This window comes from Cyanobium sp. NIVA-CYA 375, from assembly GCF_056108345.1.
Window position 1 is genome coordinate 1 of record NZ_JBSYHW010000010.1, and the last position, 16,948, is coordinate 16,948.

Here is a 16,948-nt window from a genome sequence, read left to right on the forward strand (position 1 = left end):
TCCTCTGACTGCTCCTGTTCACCCTCCGGAAAGGGTCACAGGACCTCCTGAGTTACACCACTCGGAGGGGCGCTACCTGCTCAGGCGAGGGGAGACACCCCCTAATAGACAGATGGCCTCCGGGAACCCTCTTGGCTGAAGTATTAATCCTGCGGGAACGCATCCCGGGGGAGTGTCGCGTTGCCGCAACTCCTGAAACCGTTCGCCGGCTATTGGCCCGAGGGCTGACGCTGCAAGTTGAGCAAAGCGCTGGTTTGGCGGCCGGCTATGCCGACCATGAATTTGAAGCGGCTGGAGCCCGCCTTGTTGCCCCAGGCCCCGAGCTCGGCGCTGGCGTCGATGCGGTGCTCTGCGTCAATCCCCCCGCTGCCGAAGTGCTGGATCAGCTGCGGCCTGGAGCCCTGCTGGCGGGTCTGCTCTCCCCCTATGGCGCCACTGCCCTAGTGGAGCAGCTTCAGTCCCGGCGGGTGTCGGCCTTGGCCTTGGAGCTGCTGCCCCGGATCAGCCGGGCCCAGACCATGGACGTGCTGTCGTCCCAGGCCAACATCGCCGGTTACAAGGCGGTGCTGCTGGCGGCTGCAGCCTTAGATCGCTACGTGCCGATGTTGATGACAGCGGCGGGCACAATTCAGCCGGCTCGGGCCCTGATCCTGGGCGCAGGGGTGGCGGGGCTGCAGGCTTTGGCAACGGCCCGGCGTCTTGGCGCGGTGGTTTATGTCAGTGATGTGCGGCCCGCGGCGAAGGAGCAGGTCGAATCTCTAGGTGGCAGGTTCCTTTCCCCACCCGAGCAGGAGGAGCGCCCCGCTGAAGCCGGCGGCTATGCCAAGGCGGCTAGCGAAGCCTTTCTGGCTGCTCAGCGTCAGCAATTGGCCGATCAGCTGGCCCTGGCCGACATGGTGATCTGCACCGCCCAGGTGCCGGGCCGGCGAGCTCCCTTGCTGATTTCCGATGAGATGCTCACGGGCATGCGCCCCGGCTCAGTAGTGGTGGATTTGGCCGTGGCCCAGGGCGGCAACTGCGCCGGCACGGTCTGCGGCCAAACGGTCGAGCGCCATGGCGTGCGGCTGATTGGTGGCGATGGCCTGCCCAGCTCCGTTGCCAACCACGCCAGCGCCCTCTACGCCCGCAACCTGGCGGCCCTGGTGGAGCACGTGCTGGGCGAAGACGGCTTCCAGCTCGACCAGGAGGACCCGATCGTGGCCGGCTGCCTGTTCACTCACGACGGCGCCTGCCGTTTCCCTGACCTCGTTTCCGGAGCTAACTGATGAGTGCCTTGACCCAAGCCCTCTGGGTGCTCCTGCTGGGCAGCCTGTTGGGACTCGAACTGATCGGCAAGGTGCCTCCCACCCTGCACACCCCGCTGATGAGTGGTGCCAATGCGATCAGCGGCATCACCGTGCTGGCTTCACTCACCTTGATCGGCCAGGCCAATGACCAGCTGCCCCTGCTGGTGCTCGGCTCGCTTTCGCTGGGTTTTGCCCTGTTCAACGTCGTTGGCGGCTTCCTGGTCACCGACCGCATGCTGGCCATGTTTTCGCGTAAATCACCCCGCACCGGAGGGACCCGCTGATGGCTGGAATTGAACTTTTGCCCGCCCTGATCGACCTGGGCGCCGTGCTGTTGCTGGCCCTCGGTATCAAGGGCCTCTCCAAGGTGAGCACCGCTCGCTCCGCCAATGGTTTGGCGGCCCTGGCCATGGGGCTGGCCGTGCTTGGCCTGCTGATTCAGCAGCCCCTATCCCCCCAAGCCTGGCTCTGGGTAGCGATCGGCACTGGCCTGGGCGGCGTGCTCGGGCTGATTACGGCCCAGCGGGTGCCGATGACTGCCATGCCCGAAACCGTGGCGCTGTTCAACGGCTGTGGCGGTATGGCGTCATTGCTAGTAGCTCTTGGGGTGGCGTTGTTTAGCCCCGGCGGCTCCTCCGGCCTGGTGGAGCAGATCTCGATCGTGATTTCGGTGTTCGTTGGCGCGATCACCTTCAGCGGCTCGATCGTGGCGATGGGCAAGTTGCAGGGCTGGATTGATACCCCCAGCTGGACCCAGAGCACCATGCGCCACGCCGTGAATATTTCCCTGGCGGTGGCCTGCCTGGTCGGTGCGATTGCCCTGCCTGGCGATATGGCGGGATCACCTCTTTGGTTGCTGGTGGTGGCCTCTTCCCTGCTCGGTATCGGTGTCACCCTGCCGATCGGCGGTGCCGACATGCCTGTGGTGATCTCGCTGCTCAACTCCTATTCCGGAGTGGCCGCAGCTGCAGCCGGTTTCGTCGTTGGCAGCCAACTTCTAATCGTGGCCGGCGCCATGGTGGGTGCCGCGGGCCTGATCCTCACCCAGGTGATGTGCACCGCCATGAACCGCTCCCTTGTGAGTGTGCTGTTTGGAGGAGCCCTTGGTGGGGCGGCACCGGTGGGCGGTGGCGGCGAGGAGGCCGGCTATACCCGCATCACCAGCTGCAGCGCTGAGGAATGCGCCCTTGCCCTCGAGGCCGCTGAGCGCGTTGTGTTTGTGCCCGGCTACGGCCTGGCAGTGGCCCAGGCCCAGCATGCCTTGCGTGAACTTTCAAAGTTGCTTGAAAACCATGGGGTAGAAGTTACGTATGCAATCCATCCGGTAGCTGGGCGCATGCCTGGTCATATGAATGTGCTTTTGGCAGAGGCAGATGTGCCCTATGAGCAACTGCTGGAGATGGACATTGTTAACCCTGAATTCCCCCGCACCGATGTGGTGATTGTGTTGGGAGCCAACGACGTGGTTAACCCAGACGCCAAGACCGATTCCACCAGCCCTCTGTATGGCATGCCCGTGCTTGAGGTGGATCAAGCCCGCCAAGTGTTTGTGGTGAAGCGCAGCCTTGGTGCTGGCTATGCGGGCATTAAAAACGCCCTGTTTGAACTTCCCCAGACCGCCATGGTATTTGGTGATGCCAAGGCCGTACTCAATGGACTGCTCACCGAGCTGCGCAGCATGGGAATCGGCAAAAAATGATTGATTAGAAAGATATGCACCTTTAAAATTTAAAGTAAAGAACTGTGAAGCCTTGTATGTCTCTATTGTTTTCATCCGGGGCATAAAATATATAATTAAGCCCAGCTCCTAGGCTCAGCCGTTTGGAGAGGTTGATGTCTAGCCCGACCGTTGCCATTGCGTCTGTACTGCCCTCGCTATTAGTGTTAGTTGCAATACCGCCACCAATGTAAGGGCTGAAGCGACTATTGGGATAGAGATCAAGAGTTAACGGCATTTGAAATGCCCCTTCATTGTTTTTATCTCCAGCAGGATCGATGTTGCCAAAAACATATGCTGGGCGTAATGAAATTGACGTATCTTTGCCAATCATTCTGCCAATGCGCCCGTAGGCCATGCCATAATTAGGATCACTAATGCCAAAGCGTAAGCCTCCTCCCAGTCCAATAATCCAGGGATTGGAGGGGAGTAGGTTGGAGGGCTGGGTATTGCTTGAATCTGTATCAACTTTGGGCGCTGGCGTGGCGGTTGGTTGCTCAGAGGTTGCACCTGCTTGCAAATTTAGTGATGAGCTCGCTTGATCGGACGGTACTAATTCCCAAATTGGCCGAGGTGCAAGAACGGTGGATTGCACTAATCCCCATCTGGGAGATTGGCCTGAAACCTGGTTGCCGCGTGCCGCTGTCTTAGAGTTTTTGGTGCGGTCTGATCCTTTGCTTTCGATAGAATTGCTGATGGCAGGTCTAGAAGCTTTTGCTGAAATAGGCAGGCAGAATGTAACAGCAATGCAGAATGGAATACTTAACCACTTTGGCGGCAACAAAATTCTTTTTTGAAATTGGCTTCATATTAACATCCTTGGTCTTGATGCCAAAGCCTGTTTTGTCTTCCTGATCTATGAAGGGGCGGTGTTGTATCGCTGGTGACTCAGCAAAATCGATTGCCAATGAGCTTCCGTCAGCGCTGGCCCTGGATTGGCCCGGATCTGCAGACTTTGCGGGATACCTTTGCCTTGCATCCCTGGTCTGTCGATTCAAGTCAGCGACTCCCGATTCGACTGCCAGATGGGGGCGCGCTTCTGCTCAAGCTGGATCTGCCGCAGTGGCAGGATCCTTGTGCCTGGGTGCTGTTGGTGCACGGCCTTGCCGGCAGTAGCGAGCGCCCAGGCGTACAACGACTGGCAGGCCTGCTGGTTGAAAATGGTTTTGCTGTCGGGCGTTTGAATCTGCGGGGCGCTGGCGAAGGGCGTGCCATGGCATCAGGCACCTATGCGGCCGCTTGCAACCGTGATCTGTTTCCGGTTTTGGCGACAGTCAGGCAACAGGCACTTGACCGGCCTTTGCTGGGAGTGGGCCTTTCGCTTGGAGGCACCGTGCTGCTTAATGCTCTATTGGCTTTACCGGATGGCCTCGACGGTCTGGCCTGCGTTAGTAGTCCCCTAAATCTTGCCGCGTCCTCACGTGAGATTGAGCGAACCCGCAATTTTCTTTACCATCGCTATATGTTGAGGGGAATGGTCCGCCAGACCCTCGCCGATCCCCAGGCAATCCCGCCAGGCACCCTGGCCGCACTTGATCGGGTAGGCAGGATTCGGGACTTTGACGCACTGATCACAGCGCCCCGCTGGGGCTATGCCGATATAGACCGTTACTACAGCGAGGCCTCTCCGCTGGAGATGCTTTGTTCTGGGATCTACCTGCCGCCTCTGCTGTTGATCCAGGCCCTTGATGATCCTTTAGTTCCCACGGCTTCGTTGATTGCAATGGCAAGCCTGCAGCTGCCCGATGTAGAGATTTGCCTGCCTGGAACTGGGGGGCATAACGGCTTTCACGGTGTGGGTGATTCTCCCAGTGGGAGCTGGGCAGATCGCCGCGTTTTGGAGTGGCTGTTGAGGTGGCGTCGCTAGATCTCGGTTGGTTTGAATGATGTTGCTCCATTTAGGTCAGTCAAAAATAGATTTGATCTTGAATCGATGGAATCTTTTGATCTACTAACTCAACGGAACTTTTAAAATTGGCTCCGCCTCGGGTTAGTCAATCTTCACGCGATTCAGGCGAACGATCAGTTCTTAGGGAATGTCGATCTGACTTTTTTAGGAGTCCCTAAAAAGCTATTGGCGCTTTCGTGCAAGGCCTTATCGTATTTTTTAGATATCCTCAGGCCTCTTGAGGATTGTTTTGATCGGCTTGAGCTGCTCAGCTATACAGCAGCGGCTTGGGTTTTTTAAACCGTTGATTCCATCTTTAACTGATATCTCTGCACTACCCACTCCCTAATGATTTGACCGTCGATTACGTGGTCCCGCAGGATCCTCTCGATCCGTTCGGGGCTAACGCCTCCGTAGATAATCCCTTCAGGCCAGAGCAGCAGCAAGGGGCCCTCGGCGCAAATGCGCAGGCAGTCGGCCTTGGTGCGCAGCACTATCCCCTCGGGCCGGGCCGGATCTTCTAAGCCCAGTTCGCGCACTCGGCGCTTCAGGGTGTTCCAGCTAGCGGCGCCGATAGATGGATCCGGGCAGCAAAGCGCCTTGGTGGGTGTGGCGCAGAGCAGCAGGTGGTGACTGATCACTGGTTCACCATCACACCGCTAGCGCTGCCGGAGCCTTGGCAGTAAGCCGTTCTGCAGCCTCATGCACCGCCTGACGGGCCCAAGCATCTACGGCCAGCACATCGTCTAGGGAGGGATTGGCCATGAGGTCGACTTGGTGGCGATCACAAACCCGGTCGATCAATTTGGGGATATCGAGGAAGTGGACCCTTTCCTCGAGGAAGAGGGCCACGGCCTGTTCGTTGGCGGCGTTCATCACCGCAGGCATCGTGCCGCCGGCGCGGCCGGCCGCGTAGGCCAGCTGCATGCAGGGGTACTTGGCCGGGTCGGGGGCGCGGAAGTTGAGCTGGCCCACCTCGGTGAGATTGAGCCGGCGCCAGGGGGTGCTCAGGCGCTCGGGCCAGCTGAGGCAATAAAGAATGGGCAGTTTCATATCGGGCCATCCCAACTGGGCCAGCACCGAGGAATCGGCCAGTTCCACCATCGAATGGATGATCGATTGGGGGTGGATCACGATCTCGATGGCGTCGTAATCGAGACCAAACAGATAGTGGGCCTCGATCACTTCCAGGCCCTTGTTCATTAAGGAGGCCGAATCCACGGTGATTTTGCGGCCCATGCTCCAGTTGGGATGGCTGGTGGCATCGGCCACAGTGGCCTTGTGGAGGTCTGCCGCCGGCCAGTCGCGGAAGGCGCCGCCGCTGGCGGTGAGCTGGATGCGGCGCAGGCCCGGGGTGGGGCTGCCGGTGGAGAGGCGCGCCGTCTCGGCGTAGGGGGTGCCCTGCAGGCACTGGAAGATCGCCGAGTGCTCGGAATCGGCCGGCAGCAGGCGCGAGCCGCTCTTCTCCAGCTCCGGCAGCACCACGGGCCCAGCTGCGATCAGGGTTTCCTTATTGGCCAGGGCCAGGTCCTTGCCGGCGCGGATGGCGGCCAGGGTGGGCAGTAGTCCTGCGCAGCCCACGATCCCGGTCACCACCAGATCGGCCGTGGACCAGGCGGCGGCGGCGCAGAGGCCCTCAGGGCCCCCCAGCAGTTCGGGCATGCGGGCGGGCCGGGCGGCGGGCTCCAGGGCGTGCAGCCGCTCACGCAGCTCCCTGACGCGCTCGACATTGGCCAGGGCCACCACCTCCGGTGCATGGCGCTGGATCTGACTCACCAATAGATCGAGGTTGTTGCCGGCCGTGAGGGCCACCACCCGGAAGCGGTCTGGGAATTCTTCGGCCAGTTCTAGGGTTTGGGTGCCGATCGAGCCGGTGGAGCCGAGCACGGAGAGGGCTTTCACGGCAGCAGCTCAAGTGGCCTTAAGTCTCCCATTGACCCTGCCGGATGCCCCGCAGTGATCCCGGCTGCTCTCACCAGTTGAGGCTGGATCCCCTTAACTAAACCGAGTTGGACCTATTCCTATGGCGGTACTGCCCGTATGGCTGCAGCGCTGGAACTTCATCGATCGGGCCAAGCTCGAGCGCCAGCTCTGGGATGCCTTCGAGCGACAGGAGGATTTGCAGGCCCTAGTGGATGGCTGTGAGCCGGGCTTTCAAAAAGAGGTATGGACCACCACCCTGGAGCGGATTCGCAAGATCGAGCGGATGATGCAGGGCCGGCAGGCACCCGCGCCGAGCGAGGACTGAACAGGGGCTTGCCCTCAGGAGCTACGCAGCCATTCGGTGATGCCGCCAGGCCTGTCGATCAGCTCGATGCCCTGGGCCCTCAGGCCATCGCGGATCCCATCGGCGGCAGGGAAATCCTTGGCGGCCTTAGCGGCCTGACGCTGTTCGATTTGGGCTTGGATCTCGGCGTCGCTGGGGCCGGAGCTGGTGGTGCTGGTTTTGGCCTCGGTTTCGCTCTGGAGGCCGAGCACTCCGGCCAGTTCCAGCAGCAGCTGCCCCTGATCCACCAGCTCTGGTGCCCGGGCCTCAGCGGCGGCGCTAGTATCACCTCGCTCCAGCCGATTGGCGAGGGCGCGCAGGGGCTTGGCCAGCTCGAACAGCACCGCCAGGGCTGCGGAGGTGTTGAGGTCGTCGTCCATGGCGGCGGCGAAGCGCTGGCGGGATGTGGCAAGAGCCGGGGGGCAGGCGGGGGCGGCGCCAAGCGTCAACGTGCTTGCTAGGCCCAAGGCCGCGTTGAGGCCCTTCCAGCCGGTGGCGGCGGCCTCCAGGGCTTCGGCGCTGAAGTCGAGCGGCTTGCGGTAGTGGGCTTGGAGGGTGAACAGGCGCAGGGTCATCGGCGAGATGCCCGAATCCAGCAGGGCACGGATGGTGGTGAAGTTGCCCAGGGATTTGGACATCTTCTGGCCGCCCACATTGACCATGCCGTTGTGCAGCCAGTAGCGAGCCAGCTCGTGGCCGCTGGCCGCCTCCGACTGGGCAATTTCGTTTTCGTGGTGGGGAAAGATCAGGTCGGCGCCACCGAGGTGGATGTCGATCGTGTCGCCGAGCTCCTCGCGCACCATGGCGGAGCACTCGATGTGCCAGCCGGGCCGGCCTGGGCCCCAGGGGGATTCCCAGCTGGGCTCGCCCACTTTGGTGCCCTTCCAGAGGGCAAAGTCGAAGGGGTGCTGCTTGCGGGCCTCCTCTGCAGTGGCCACCCGGCCGGCGGCGTTGTCCTGCTGCTCTGCCAGGTCGCGGCCACTCAACTTGCCGTAGCCGGCATGCTTCATCACGGCGAAATAGACATCGCCATCAGCGCTGTAGGCCGCCCCCTTGGCTTCCAGCTCGGTGATCAGGCTGCGAATGGCGTCCAGGCTTTGGGTAGCCCTCGGCATGCGATCCGGCGGCAGGATGTTTAGCCGGGCCATGTCGGTCACGAAGGCCTCGATGTTGCGCTCACTCACCGCCTGCATCGAGCTGCCCTCCTCAGCGGCCCGACCCAGGATCTTGTCGTCGATGTCCGTGTAGTTCTGCACGAAGGTGACCTGGTAGCCGCTCCAAATCAGATACCGGCGCAACACATCCCAGGCGATGTAGCTGCGGGCATGGCCCAGATGGCATAGGTCGTAGACCGTCACGCCGCAGCAGTAGATGCTCACCTGGCCGGGCACCAGCGGCTCGAACAGTTCAATGCGGCGCGTGAGGGTGTTGGTGAGGCGCAGGGTCATTGAGCTGCTGATTACTTGGCTTCCATCCAGTTGGGGCCGACGCCCGTCTCCACCACCAAGGGCACCGACAGGGTCACGGCTCGCTCCATGGTTTCACGCGTCAAGGTGAGCACCGCTTCGAGGGCCTCAGGCGCTGCTTCGAGCACCAGTTCGTCGTGCACCTGCAGCAAAAGTCTTGCCGGCAGCTGGGCGGCCTGCAGCTCGCGGTGCAGCTGCACCATGGCCAGCTTGATGATGTCGGCGCTGGAGCCCTGGATCGGCGCATTGGCGGCAGCCCGCAACTGCTGGGCCTCCATGCCGCCGCGGCGGGCCACCTCCAGGTCGATCTCGAGGGGATCCTTGCCGCGCAGCCGGCCCAGGCCGTTGGGATCGAAGTGGAAGGGCCGGCGCCGGCCCAGGATCGTTTCCACGTAGCCCCGGCTCAGGGCCAGCCGCTCCTGCAGCTCCAGGAAGGCGAAGACCTTCGGGTAGCGCTGCTTGTATTTGCTTAGAAACTCCTTGGCCTCGGCCTGGCTCACGCCCGTTTCCCGGGCGAAGCGCTGGGCGCCCATGCCGTAGATCACGCCGAAGTTGATCGTCTTGCCCAGGCGGCGTTCATCCGGTGTCACCGTGTCTTTGTCGAGCAGCAGCCGGGCGGTGAGGGCGTGCACGTCGTCGCCAGTGCGGTAAGCCTCCACCAGCACCGCTTCGCCACTGAGGTGGGCCAGGATGCGCAGCTCAATTTGGGAGTAGTCGGCGCTGATCAGCGACCAGCCCTCCTGGGGCAGGAAGGCCTTGCGGATGCGCCGCGAGAACTCGGTGCGGATCGGGATGTTCTGCAGGTTGGGGTTGCTGCTGCTCAGGCGCCCGGTGGCAGTTACGGCCTGGTTGAAATCGGTATGCACCCGGCCTGTCTCCGGCTCCATCAGGGCCGGCAGGGCATCCACGTAGGTGCTCTTGAGCTTGCTGAGGGTGCGGTGCTCCAGCACCAGGGGTACCACTGGGTGATCGGTTTCGAGCTTCTCGAGCACGGTGGCATCGGTGCTCCAGCCGGTTTTGGTCTTGCGCGATTTCTTGCGATCCAGCCCAAGGGTGTCGAACAGCAGTTCGCCCAGCTGCTTCGGCGAGGCGAGGTTGAAGTCGACACCGGCAGCCGACTTGGCCTCGCCCTCAAGGCGATCCAGGGTGATTTTGAGCTCGGTGCTGAGCTCACCCAGGTAGGCGGTGTCTATGCGGATGCCGGTGGCCTCCATCAGGGCCAGCACGGGCTCCAAGGGGAGTTCGAGTTGGTCAAGCAGTTGGGGCAGGGCATCGCCCATGGCGGTGAGCTCGCGGCGCAGCAGCTGGGCCAGGCGCCAGGTGAGGTGCACATCCATGCCGCAGTAGAGGGCGGCCGCGGCGATCTCCACGGACGCGAAATTGGCTCCCTTTGGCACCAGCTCGACGTAGCTGGTGGGGCTGAACCCGAAGTTGCGCTCGGCCATGGCGTCGAGGCCGTGTTTGTCGCCGGCATCGCGCAGGTAATCGGCCAGCATCGTGTCCATCACCACCCCGCCCAGGGGCAGGCCGTGGCGCAGCAGGATTAGCCGGTCGTACTTGGCGTTCTGCAGGGCCTTGGGGTGGGAGGCACTGGCAAGCCAGGGCGCCAGAGCGGTGAGCACCGCAGCGAGGGGCAGCTGGGGCGGGGCGTCTGGGGGGGCGCTGAGCAGGTCGGCCGCCGCGGGCGGGTGGTGGCCGATCGGGATGTAAGCGAGCTCCGCCGGGCCATCTCCCCAGGCCACACCCACACCCACCAGTTCGGCCTGGAAGGGGTTGAGGCTGGTGGTTTCGGTGTCTAAGGCCACGGGGCGGCCCGGATCTGTGCAGCCGTTGAGGAGCTGCACCAGGGCGTCCAGGGCCTCGGGGCTGCTGATCAGCTGGGGCTCGAGGGCAGGCAGCCCCTTGCTGTCCGGCTGATCGGGAGCTGTTGCACCGTTTGTTGAACTTTCTGTTTCACCAGCCGAAACCGCCCGAATGGTGGCTGTGACGGCCTTGCCGCCCGCGGGGCTGGATTCCTCCCTGGGCTCCGGCGGCACGGCCGAGAACAGCTGGGCGAAGTTGGGCACCTGTTTCACCAGGCTGTAAAGCTCCAGCTCCTCCAGGCTGCTGGCCAGGGCCTCGGCCTTGACTGCCCCCAGCTCCAGCCGTGGCTCGCTCGGCAGGGGGATGTCGATCAGGATCTCGGCCAGCATCCGCGAGCGATAGGCGCTTTCACGGTCGGCGCGCAGCTTCTCGATCAGGGCACCCTTGAGGCTGCCCTGGGTGGCCTTGGCTCCCGCGGCCGCCAGCTGGTCGAGGGCGGCATAGATGCCATCGACATGCTCAAACTCCTTCAGCAAATTGATGGCGGTTTTTGGCCCCACTCCCTTAACGCCGGGGATGTTGTCTGAGCTGTCGCCCGTGAGCGCCTTGAGGTCAACGACTTCGTCTGGTGTCACGCCGAGCTTGGCGATCACGCCGTCGTGGCGGATCTCCAGCGGCCCGCTGTTTTTGGCATAGGGGCCGCCGCCCATGTAGAGCACGGCGATGTCGCGCTCGTCGTCGACCAGCTGGAACAGGTCGCGGTCGCCCGAGAGGATCCGCACCCGCCAGCCCTCCGCCGCCGCCCGGTTGGCCAGGGTGCCGAGCACGTCGTCGGCCTCATAGCCCGGCGCCATCGCTAGGGGGATGTCGAGGCTCTCGGCCAGGATCTGCTGCAGGTTGGCCAGATCGGCGAAAAAGTGCTCCGGCGCCACATCCCGGTGGGCCTTATAGGCCGCATCTGCCTCGTGGCGGAAGGTGGGCTCGGCCGTGTCGAAGGCCACCACCAGGCCGTTGGGCTTGAGCCCCTTGCAGTTGTCGAGCAGGGCCTTTAAGAAGCCGTAGGTGACGCTGGTGGGCACCCCCGCCTTGGTGCTCAGCCCCCCGTCGCCCCCCTTGGCAAAGGCGTAAAAACTGCGGAAAGCCAGGGAGTGGCCGTCGATCAGAAGCAGCAGGGGCTTGGTGCCAAGGGCCACGTTGCTGCAAGGGGTGATGGGTCGGGTCAGCCTGCCAGAGCTCAGGCTTGCAGTTGGGCCATGGCGATCCGCACCACGGCCTCCGCGGTGCCCAGGGCAGTGGTGCTGTCGTTGGCATCGAAGAGATCAGCCGGCGCCTCATCGCCTTGGGGGTAGCGGCTGGCGCTATTCATGCGCGTAAGCGCCTTGAGATGCAGCTCAGCCAGGGCTGGAAGATCCAGTCCCTGCTGTTGCAGCAGCTCCACCAGTTTCTCGAGGGAGTGGCTGTATGGCGGAGTGATCCCGGCCGCCAGCAGCAAGGCCTTGAGGGCTTTTTCGGCGGCCTGACCCGCCAGGTAGCAGGCCTGGGCATGGAACCCCTGGCGGGCCGTGAAGCCCGCTGCCTCCAGATCGTTTTGGGCCTGGCGGATCCAGGCCTCAACCCTGGGAGTCACGGCTGATCCAGGCGCAGGGCGTCGCGGCCGATGGCCCGCCAGTAGGGATCGTCGCCCCCTTTCAGCTGCTGCCAGCGCTCCTGGCTCAGCGCCAGCACGTCGTCTCCGAGGCGGGCGTCCAGAAGAGCATCGGCCAGGGCATCAGCCTGCTGCTTGCTGGGGGCGATGGCCAAGAGGTCAACGTCGGAGCAGCCATCCCAGTCGCCGCGGGCCAGCGAGCCAAATAGCCACACCTCGCCGCCCGGCTGGCTGGCGGCGACCTCTGCGGCGCTTGCGCGCAACGCCCTTAGGCGGGCGCTGTGGCGCTGTTCGCGAATGGCGGCCAGGCTGGGCATTGGTTAATGCTAGGCCGATGGTGCAGGAGGCCATCCTCAGCGGCAGCGCCGCCTTCAGCCCCTGCGGCCGTTACCGCTTGTGGCTGGAGCGGGTGTGGCAGCCGGCGGCGCCACGGCTGCTGTTCATCGGCCTCAATCCTTCGCGGGCCGATGGCCAGCGGCAGCCTCGATGTGCTCAACCTGTTTGCTCTTATCAGCCCATCGCCTGCGGTGTTGCGCCGCGCTGCTGATCCTGTGGGCGTGGAGGCTGATTTCTGGCTGCAGCACCGGCTGGCGGCCCAGCCCCAGGCGCCGGTGTGGCTGGGCTGGGGCAACCAGGGTGCTTGGCGGGGGCGCGATCAGGGGGTGCTGGCCTTGTTGCAGGGGCGTGGTCTCTGGGCCCTGGGCCTCACCGCCGCCGGCCAGCCCCGCCATCCCCTCTATGTGGCCAGCGATGTTGCGCTGCAGCTACTCACCTGCCCCAACCAACAGTCCCTGGGGCATCCTGTGGGCACCTCCGTATCGCTGCCCGGCGCGATTCCATGTCCCGCATCCCCCGCCGCTACGCCGTGCACCTGCACATGAGCGGCGGCCAGACCGAAACAGTCAATTTTCCTACCCTGGAGGCCTTTCAACAGTGGTATGGCGGGGTGCTCACCGCCTCCGCCCCGGATACCTTCGTGAATGTGCCGATTGGGGACTTGGAGGGCGAGTATCTGGTGGTGCGACCCAACGGCGTGATTGGCATCCATGTGGAGCCCAAGTTCAATGCCTTAGATGAATGACACCTGAGCGGCTTGGCCTGCTCTGGGGGGTCACGGTTTTTGCCGGGGCCACTGCTCAGGCCCTGGCCTGGTTCACCGGTCTGCCGGGGGTGGTTTTGCTGCTCAGCGCCGGCCTGGTGATCGGCCGCTCCGGTTTTGGCCTTGTAGAACCCCTCGACCTGGGTGCTGGTCTGGGCACGGTGGTCGGCCTGCTGGTGAGCCTGGTGCTGTTTGACGGTGGCATCAACCTGCGCCTGCCCGGTGATGCCACTAAGCAGGCGGTGCTGCGCATCGTGCTGGTGCGCCTGTTGCTCGGCCTCGCAGCTGGCCTGCTGGCCGCCCACTGGTTGGCGGGGCTGAACTGGTCGCTGGCGGCGGTGTTCAGCGCCATCGTGCTGGCCACTGGCCCAACCGTGGTGACTCCGCTGGTGCGGCAGATCCGCTTGGCGCCGCCCCTTGGCGAGGTGCTGGAGGGGGAGGGACTGATCCTGGAGCCGATTGGTGCTGTGCTGGCGCTACTGCTTTTGGAGCTGGCCCTGGGCGACCTCCATGGCTGGCGGGAGCTGGCCCTGGGGCTGCTGCAACGGCTCGGTGGTGGTGTGGCGATCGGTGCCCTTTGCGGCTGGCTGCTGGCCGAAGCCCTGCGCCGCATCCCCGCCCAGCCGGCTGGAGCACTGCGGCTCCAGCTCGCCTTGGGCACCTTGTTTCTGATGTTTAGTGTCTGTGAGTTGCTGCTGCCCGAATCGGGGCTGCCCGCGGCCGTGGCGGCCGGGGTGGTGGTGGGTCGCCGGCCCGATACCGATGCCGCCGAGCTCGATGAGTTGATTCGTCAGTTGGCCCAGCTGGCGATCACGATGCTTTTTCCTCTGCTGGCCGCAGATGTGAGCTGGGCCGAACTCAGCCCCTTGGGCTGGGGAGGGGTGGCCTGCGTGCTGAGTTTGATGCTGCTGGTGCGCCCCGTGGCAATCGGCCTGGCCACCTGGGGCCTCGCCTACAGCTTGCCCCAACGGGCCCTGATGAGCTGGTTGGCGCCCCGCGGCATCGTTACCGCGGCGGTGGCCAGTCTGTTTGCGATTCGCCTTGAGCAGGCGGGAGTGGTGGGGGCCGGACGTCTTCAGGGGTTGGTGTTTCTGACGATCCTGCTCACCGTGGGGCTGCAGGGCCTAAGCGCCGGCCCCCTGGCCCGCTGGCTCGGCCTCTCAGAGGCAGCGGGCGATGCGGGGGCGGTCGGCGCCGCATCGGTGCAGCAGCAGCCAGGTGGCCAGTAGGTCGGGGCCTTGGAGGCTGCCGAGCAGCGCTGCCCGCAGGCTCTTCATGATTACGCCCTTCTTGACGCCGGCGGCAGCTGCGGCCTCGCTAAGCAGCCCCTGGGCCTGATCGGGCTCCATGGCACCCGGCGGCAACTGCTCCAGTAGGGCTGCCAGGGCTGGGCGCGCACCCTCGAGTTCGAGCTGGGCGCTGGCAGCTTCGTTGAGGTCTGGGGTTGCGAAGAATGGCCGGGCCTGGTCGACACCGTCGGCCAGCAGGGTGAGGGAGGGGCCGAGCAGCTCACATAGCTGTAGCTGCCAGGCGGGATCTGCGCTGATGCCGCTGGAATTAGCCGGCCAGCCCGCGGCGGCCCAGAGGGGCAGTAGCTGCTGCCGCAGGGCCTCGGGGCCCAGCTCGTGCAGCACCTGGCCGTTTAACCAGTTGAGCTTGTCCCAGTCGAAGCGAGCGCCGGCGCGGTTGACCCGCTCGAAGGAAAACGCTGCCGCAGCCTCAGCCAGGCTGAAGCGCTCGCCCATCCCCTCCGGCGGCGACCAGCCCAGCAGGGTCATGTAGTTGGCCAGGGCTTCAGCGGTGTAGCCCATCTGCCGAAAGTCGCTCACCGAGGTGACGCCGTCGCGTTTGGAGAGCTTCTTGCCCTCCTTGTTGAGGATCAGGGGGGTGTGGGCAAACACCGGTGGCTCGGCGCCAAGGGCCTGATAAAGCAGCAGCTGTTTGGCGGTGTTGGCGATGTGGTCTTCGCCGCGGATGACATGGCTGATCGCCATGGCGGCATCGTCCACCACCACCACCAGGTTGTAGAGGGGGTTGCCTATCTGGTCGGCGGGGGCTCGGCGGGCGATCACCATGTCGCCGCCTAGGTCGGCGCCGGCCCAGCGCATTTCGCCCCGCACTAGGTCGCTCCAGGTGATCGTGGCGTCGTCGTCGATGCGGAAGCGGATGGTGGCTTGGCGCCCCTCGGCGATGAAGGACTGTTGCTGCTTTGCCGTTAAGTCGCGGTGGCGGTTGTCGTAGCGGGGGGCCTGCTTGCTGGCTGCCTGCTGCTCCCGCATGGCGGTGAGTTCCGCCTCGCTGGCGTAGCAGCGGTAGGCGTGGCCGGAGGCAAGCAGTTGCTCGATGGCGGCCCGGTGCTCGCTGATGCGAGCGCTCTGAATCACGGGTTCTCCGTCCCATTGCAGCCCAAGCCACTGAAGCCCCTCGAGGATGTTGGCGGTGTATTCGGGCTTGCTGCGCTCTTTGTCGGTGTCTTCAATACGTAGCAAAAACTGACCGCCCAGACGGCGGGCGTAAAGCCAATTGAAGACTGCAGTGCGAGCCGTGCCTATGTGCAGGGTGCCAGTTGGGCTCGGGGCCAGTCGAACCCGAACCTGGCGATCTGACAGTAGTTGCCCTGCTACGGACTGCGCAGCATCCATAGGGACAACTCCTAATTGAAATGGAACGGGACTGACGGGATTCGAACCCGCAACTTCCGCCGTGACAGGGCGGTGCTCTAACCGGTTGAACTACAGTCCCAGGCAGCTTTTTGAGCTAACTGTGTCATCGTGATGACTTTTAAAGTATCCGTGATGGCCGGTCCGCTCGTCAACCAATTGGTTTAGGGCAGACCGACATTACGGATCGGCATTAAAGCCTCATGAGTCTCAGGGCCTGAACCCTGCTGGCTCAATCAAACGAACCTGATTGCCTCGGGCTGTGAATTCACGGCCTTGGTCGCTCTGAACAACCACCCTGCCACCGGATTTCACCCGAATCACCCGAGCTCGAACCCAGCCCAGAGCGGCTGATTCGAGCACCTTGACCACATCTCCGGGTTGTAAATCCAACTCCATGCTCAAACCAGCAAACTGCAAATTGGGGCATCGAACGCGCCGTGGAGGACTTGAACCCCCGACATCAGGTTTTGGAGACCTGCGTTCTACCAACTGAACTAACGGCGCAGGGCCGATGCCCCGTAATCAGGTGGCCGCGGCTAACCAGCCAGCTATCTAGAGAAAACCCAAGACAGCAAGCTGACGTTGCGTTGGCAACCTCAGCGGTCGAAGCGTTGCTTGACGCGTGTGGCTTTACCCACCCGGTCGCGCAGGTAAAAGAGCTTCGCCCTACGCACCTTACCGCGGCGCTCCACATTCACGGAAGCGACTTGAGGACTGTGAAGCATGAAGACCCGCTCCACGCCAATACCTTGGAAAATCCGGCGAACCGTGATGGTCTCGTTGAGGCCACCATGGCGCTTGGCGATCACAACTCCCTCATAGGGCTGCACACGCTCTTTATTGCCTTCTCGGATGCGCACACCGACCTTCACGGTGTCGCCGACATAAATGTCGGGCAGCTCATCTTTTAATTGTTCGGATTCAAAGGCATGAATCAGCTCTTGGGCGCTGAGTTTGCCGGTTTTGACCTTCGCGGCGGCGGGTTTTTCTTGCACCGCGGTGGCCGCGGGAGCCGCAGCGGTCACGGTGGCGCTCACCACCTGATCTGCCGCTTGAATTTCTGTCGACTCCGTTGCCATCTCAGCTCCGTTACGCCTTGCCAAAGAAGCAGTGTA

General features: G+C 63.4%; 16 protein-coding genes, 2 tRNA genes and 1 pseudogene. 8 read left to right on the forward strand and 11 right to left on the reverse strand.

Annotation, left to right across the window (positions count from 1 at the left end; translation table 11 throughout):
- Positions 1 to 131: 131 nt before the first annotated feature.
- Genes AC01FP_RS04400 through AC01FP_RS04410 form a run of 3 tightly spaced genes read left to right on the forward strand, consistent with a single transcriptional unit; the run spans position 132 to position 2,985 of the window.
- The gene (locus AC01FP_RS04400; RefSeq protein ID WP_474478404.1) at positions 132 to 1,265 is read left to right on the forward strand and encodes an NAD(P) transhydrogenase subunit alpha; all 1,134 of its coding nucleotides are present in this window, start codon (positions 132 to 134) and stop codon (positions 1,263 to 1,265) included.
- Positions 1,265 to 1,570: an NAD(P) transhydrogenase subunit alpha part 2 gene (locus tag AC01FP_RS04405; protein ID WP_474478406.1), complete on the forward strand. Its 306-nt coding sequence runs from the start codon at positions 1,265 to 1,267 to the stop codon at positions 1,568 to 1,570. Before AC01FP_RS04400 ends, AC01FP_RS04405 begins: the two co-directional genes overlap by 1 nt.
- A complete protein-coding gene (locus AC01FP_RS04410) occupies positions 1,570 to 2,985 on the forward strand; it encodes an NAD(P)(+) transhydrogenase (Re/Si-specific) subunit beta (protein ID WP_474478407.1) in 1,416 nt (471 codons plus the stop codon). Before AC01FP_RS04405 ends, AC01FP_RS04410 begins: the two co-directional genes overlap by 1 nt.
- A gap of 22 nt (positions 2,986 to 3,007) precedes the next feature.
- Here the strand turns inward: AC01FP_RS04410 and AC01FP_RS04415 are convergent, their stop codons facing one another.
- Positions 3,008 to 3,784 carry a hypothetical protein gene (locus AC01FP_RS04415; protein ID WP_474478408.1) on the reverse strand — a complete coding sequence of 259 codons (777 nt, stop codon included), beginning with the start codon at positions 3,782 to 3,784 and terminating at the stop codon, positions 3,008 to 3,010.
- A 126-nt stretch (positions 3,785 to 3,910) separates the two neighbouring features.
- Between AC01FP_RS04415 and AC01FP_RS04420 the strand changes: the two genes are divergently transcribed.
- Positions 3,911 to 4,870, forward strand: a complete 960-nt coding sequence (locus tag AC01FP_RS04420) for a YheT family hydrolase (protein ID WP_474478409.1) — start codon at positions 3,911 to 3,913, stop codon at positions 4,868 to 4,870.
- A gap of 317 nt (positions 4,871 to 5,187) precedes the next feature.
- Here AC01FP_RS04420 and AC01FP_RS04425 read toward each other — a convergent pair whose 3' ends face one another.
- Both AC01FP_RS04425 and AC01FP_RS04430 read right to left on the reverse strand, forming a co-directional pair.
- Positions 5,188 to 5,532, reverse strand: a complete 345-nt coding sequence (locus tag AC01FP_RS04425; protein WP_474478410.1) for a (2Fe-2S) ferredoxin domain-containing protein — start codon at positions 5,530 to 5,532, stop codon at positions 5,188 to 5,190.
- Between the two features lie 10 nt (positions 5,533 to 5,542).
- Positions 5,543 to 6,793, reverse strand: a complete 1,251-nt coding sequence (locus tag AC01FP_RS04430) for a 1-deoxy-D-xylulose-5-phosphate reductoisomerase (RefSeq protein ID WP_474478411.1) — start codon at positions 6,791 to 6,793, stop codon at positions 5,543 to 5,545.
- Between the two features lie 121 nt (positions 6,794 to 6,914).
- Here AC01FP_RS04430 and AC01FP_RS04435 point away from each other — a divergent pair, with 121 nt between their 5' ends.
- Positions 6,915 to 7,139 carry a hypothetical protein gene (locus AC01FP_RS04435; protein ID WP_474478412.1) on the forward strand — a complete coding sequence of 75 codons (225 nt, stop codon included), beginning with the start codon at positions 6,915 to 6,917 and terminating at the stop codon, positions 7,137 to 7,139.
- Between the two features lie 14 nt (positions 7,140 to 7,153).
- On the opposite strand, the gene cysS is transcribed toward AC01FP_RS04435, so the two are convergent.
- The 4 genes from cysS to AC01FP_RS04455 are packed head-to-tail and all read right to left on the reverse strand — an operon-like array spanning position 7,154 to position 12,388.
- Positions 7,154 to 8,605 carry a cysteine--tRNA ligase gene (gene cysS, locus AC01FP_RS04440; RefSeq protein WP_474478413.1) on the reverse strand — a complete coding sequence of 484 codons (1,452 nt, stop codon included), beginning with the start codon at positions 8,603 to 8,605 and terminating at the stop codon, positions 7,154 to 7,156.
- 11 nt (positions 8,606 to 8,616) lie between these two features.
- Positions 8,617 to 11,619, reverse strand: coding sequence for a DNA polymerase I (gene polA / locus AC01FP_RS04445; protein WP_474478414.1), 3,003 nt, complete (start codon positions 11,617 to 11,619; stop codon positions 8,617 to 8,619).
- 41 nt (positions 11,620 to 11,660) lie between these two features.
- Entirely contained in the window at positions 11,661 to 12,053 is a 393-nt protein-coding gene (locus AC01FP_RS04450) for a HEPN domain-containing protein (RefSeq protein ID WP_474478415.1), read from the reverse strand.
- Positions 12,050 to 12,388, reverse strand: a complete 339-nt coding sequence (locus AC01FP_RS04455) for a nucleotidyltransferase domain-containing protein (RefSeq protein ID WP_474478416.1) — start codon at positions 12,386 to 12,388, stop codon at positions 12,050 to 12,052. Before AC01FP_RS04455 ends, AC01FP_RS04450 begins: the two co-directional genes overlap by 4 nt.
- A 17-nt stretch (positions 12,389 to 12,405) precedes the next feature.
- Between AC01FP_RS04455 and AC01FP_RS04460 the strand changes: the two are divergent.
- The 3 genes and pseudogenes from AC01FP_RS04460 (at position 12,406) to AC01FP_RS04470 (ending at position 14,399) form a co-directional block, all read left to right on the forward strand.
- A pseudogene (locus tag AC01FP_RS04460) lies at positions 12,406 to 12,952 on the forward strand (DUF1643 domain-containing protein).
- On the forward strand, positions 12,910 to 13,152 hold the full coding sequence (locus AC01FP_RS04465; protein ID WP_474478417.1) for a hypothetical protein: 243 nt from the start codon (positions 12,910 to 12,912) through the stop codon (positions 13,150 to 13,152). Before AC01FP_RS04460 ends, AC01FP_RS04465 begins: the two are co-directional and overlap by 43 nt.
- The gene (locus AC01FP_RS04470) at positions 13,149 to 14,399 is read left to right on the forward strand and encodes a cation:proton antiporter (RefSeq protein ID WP_474478418.1); all 1,251 of its coding nucleotides are present in this window, start codon (positions 13,149 to 13,151) and stop codon (positions 14,397 to 14,399) included. Before AC01FP_RS04465 ends, AC01FP_RS04470 begins: the two co-directional genes overlap by 4 nt.
- On the opposite strand, the gene gltX is transcribed toward AC01FP_RS04470, so the two are convergent.
- The 4 genes from gltX to rplS all read right to left on the reverse strand — a co-directional run bounded on the left by gltX (position 14,331) and on the right by rplS (position 16,912).
- Positions 14,331 to 15,812, reverse strand: coding sequence for a glutamate--tRNA ligase (gene gltX / locus AC01FP_RS04475; protein WP_474478419.1), 1,482 nt, complete (start codon positions 15,810 to 15,812; stop codon positions 14,331 to 14,333). The genes AC01FP_RS04470 and gltX overlap by 69 nt on opposite strands.
- 26 nt (positions 15,813 to 15,838) lie before the next feature.
- A tRNA-Asp gene (locus AC01FP_RS04480) sits at positions 15,839 to 15,912 on the reverse strand.
- Between the two features lie 352 nt (positions 15,913 to 16,264).
- A tRNA-Trp gene (locus tag AC01FP_RS04485) sits at positions 16,265 to 16,337 on the reverse strand.
- Positions 16,338 to 16,429: 92 nt separating this feature from the next.
- Positions 16,430 to 16,912, reverse strand: coding sequence for a 50S ribosomal protein L19 (rplS, locus tag AC01FP_RS04490; protein WP_474478420.1), 483 nt, complete (start codon positions 16,910 to 16,912; stop codon positions 16,430 to 16,432).
- Between the last annotated feature and the right edge of the window lie 36 nt (positions 16,913 to 16,948).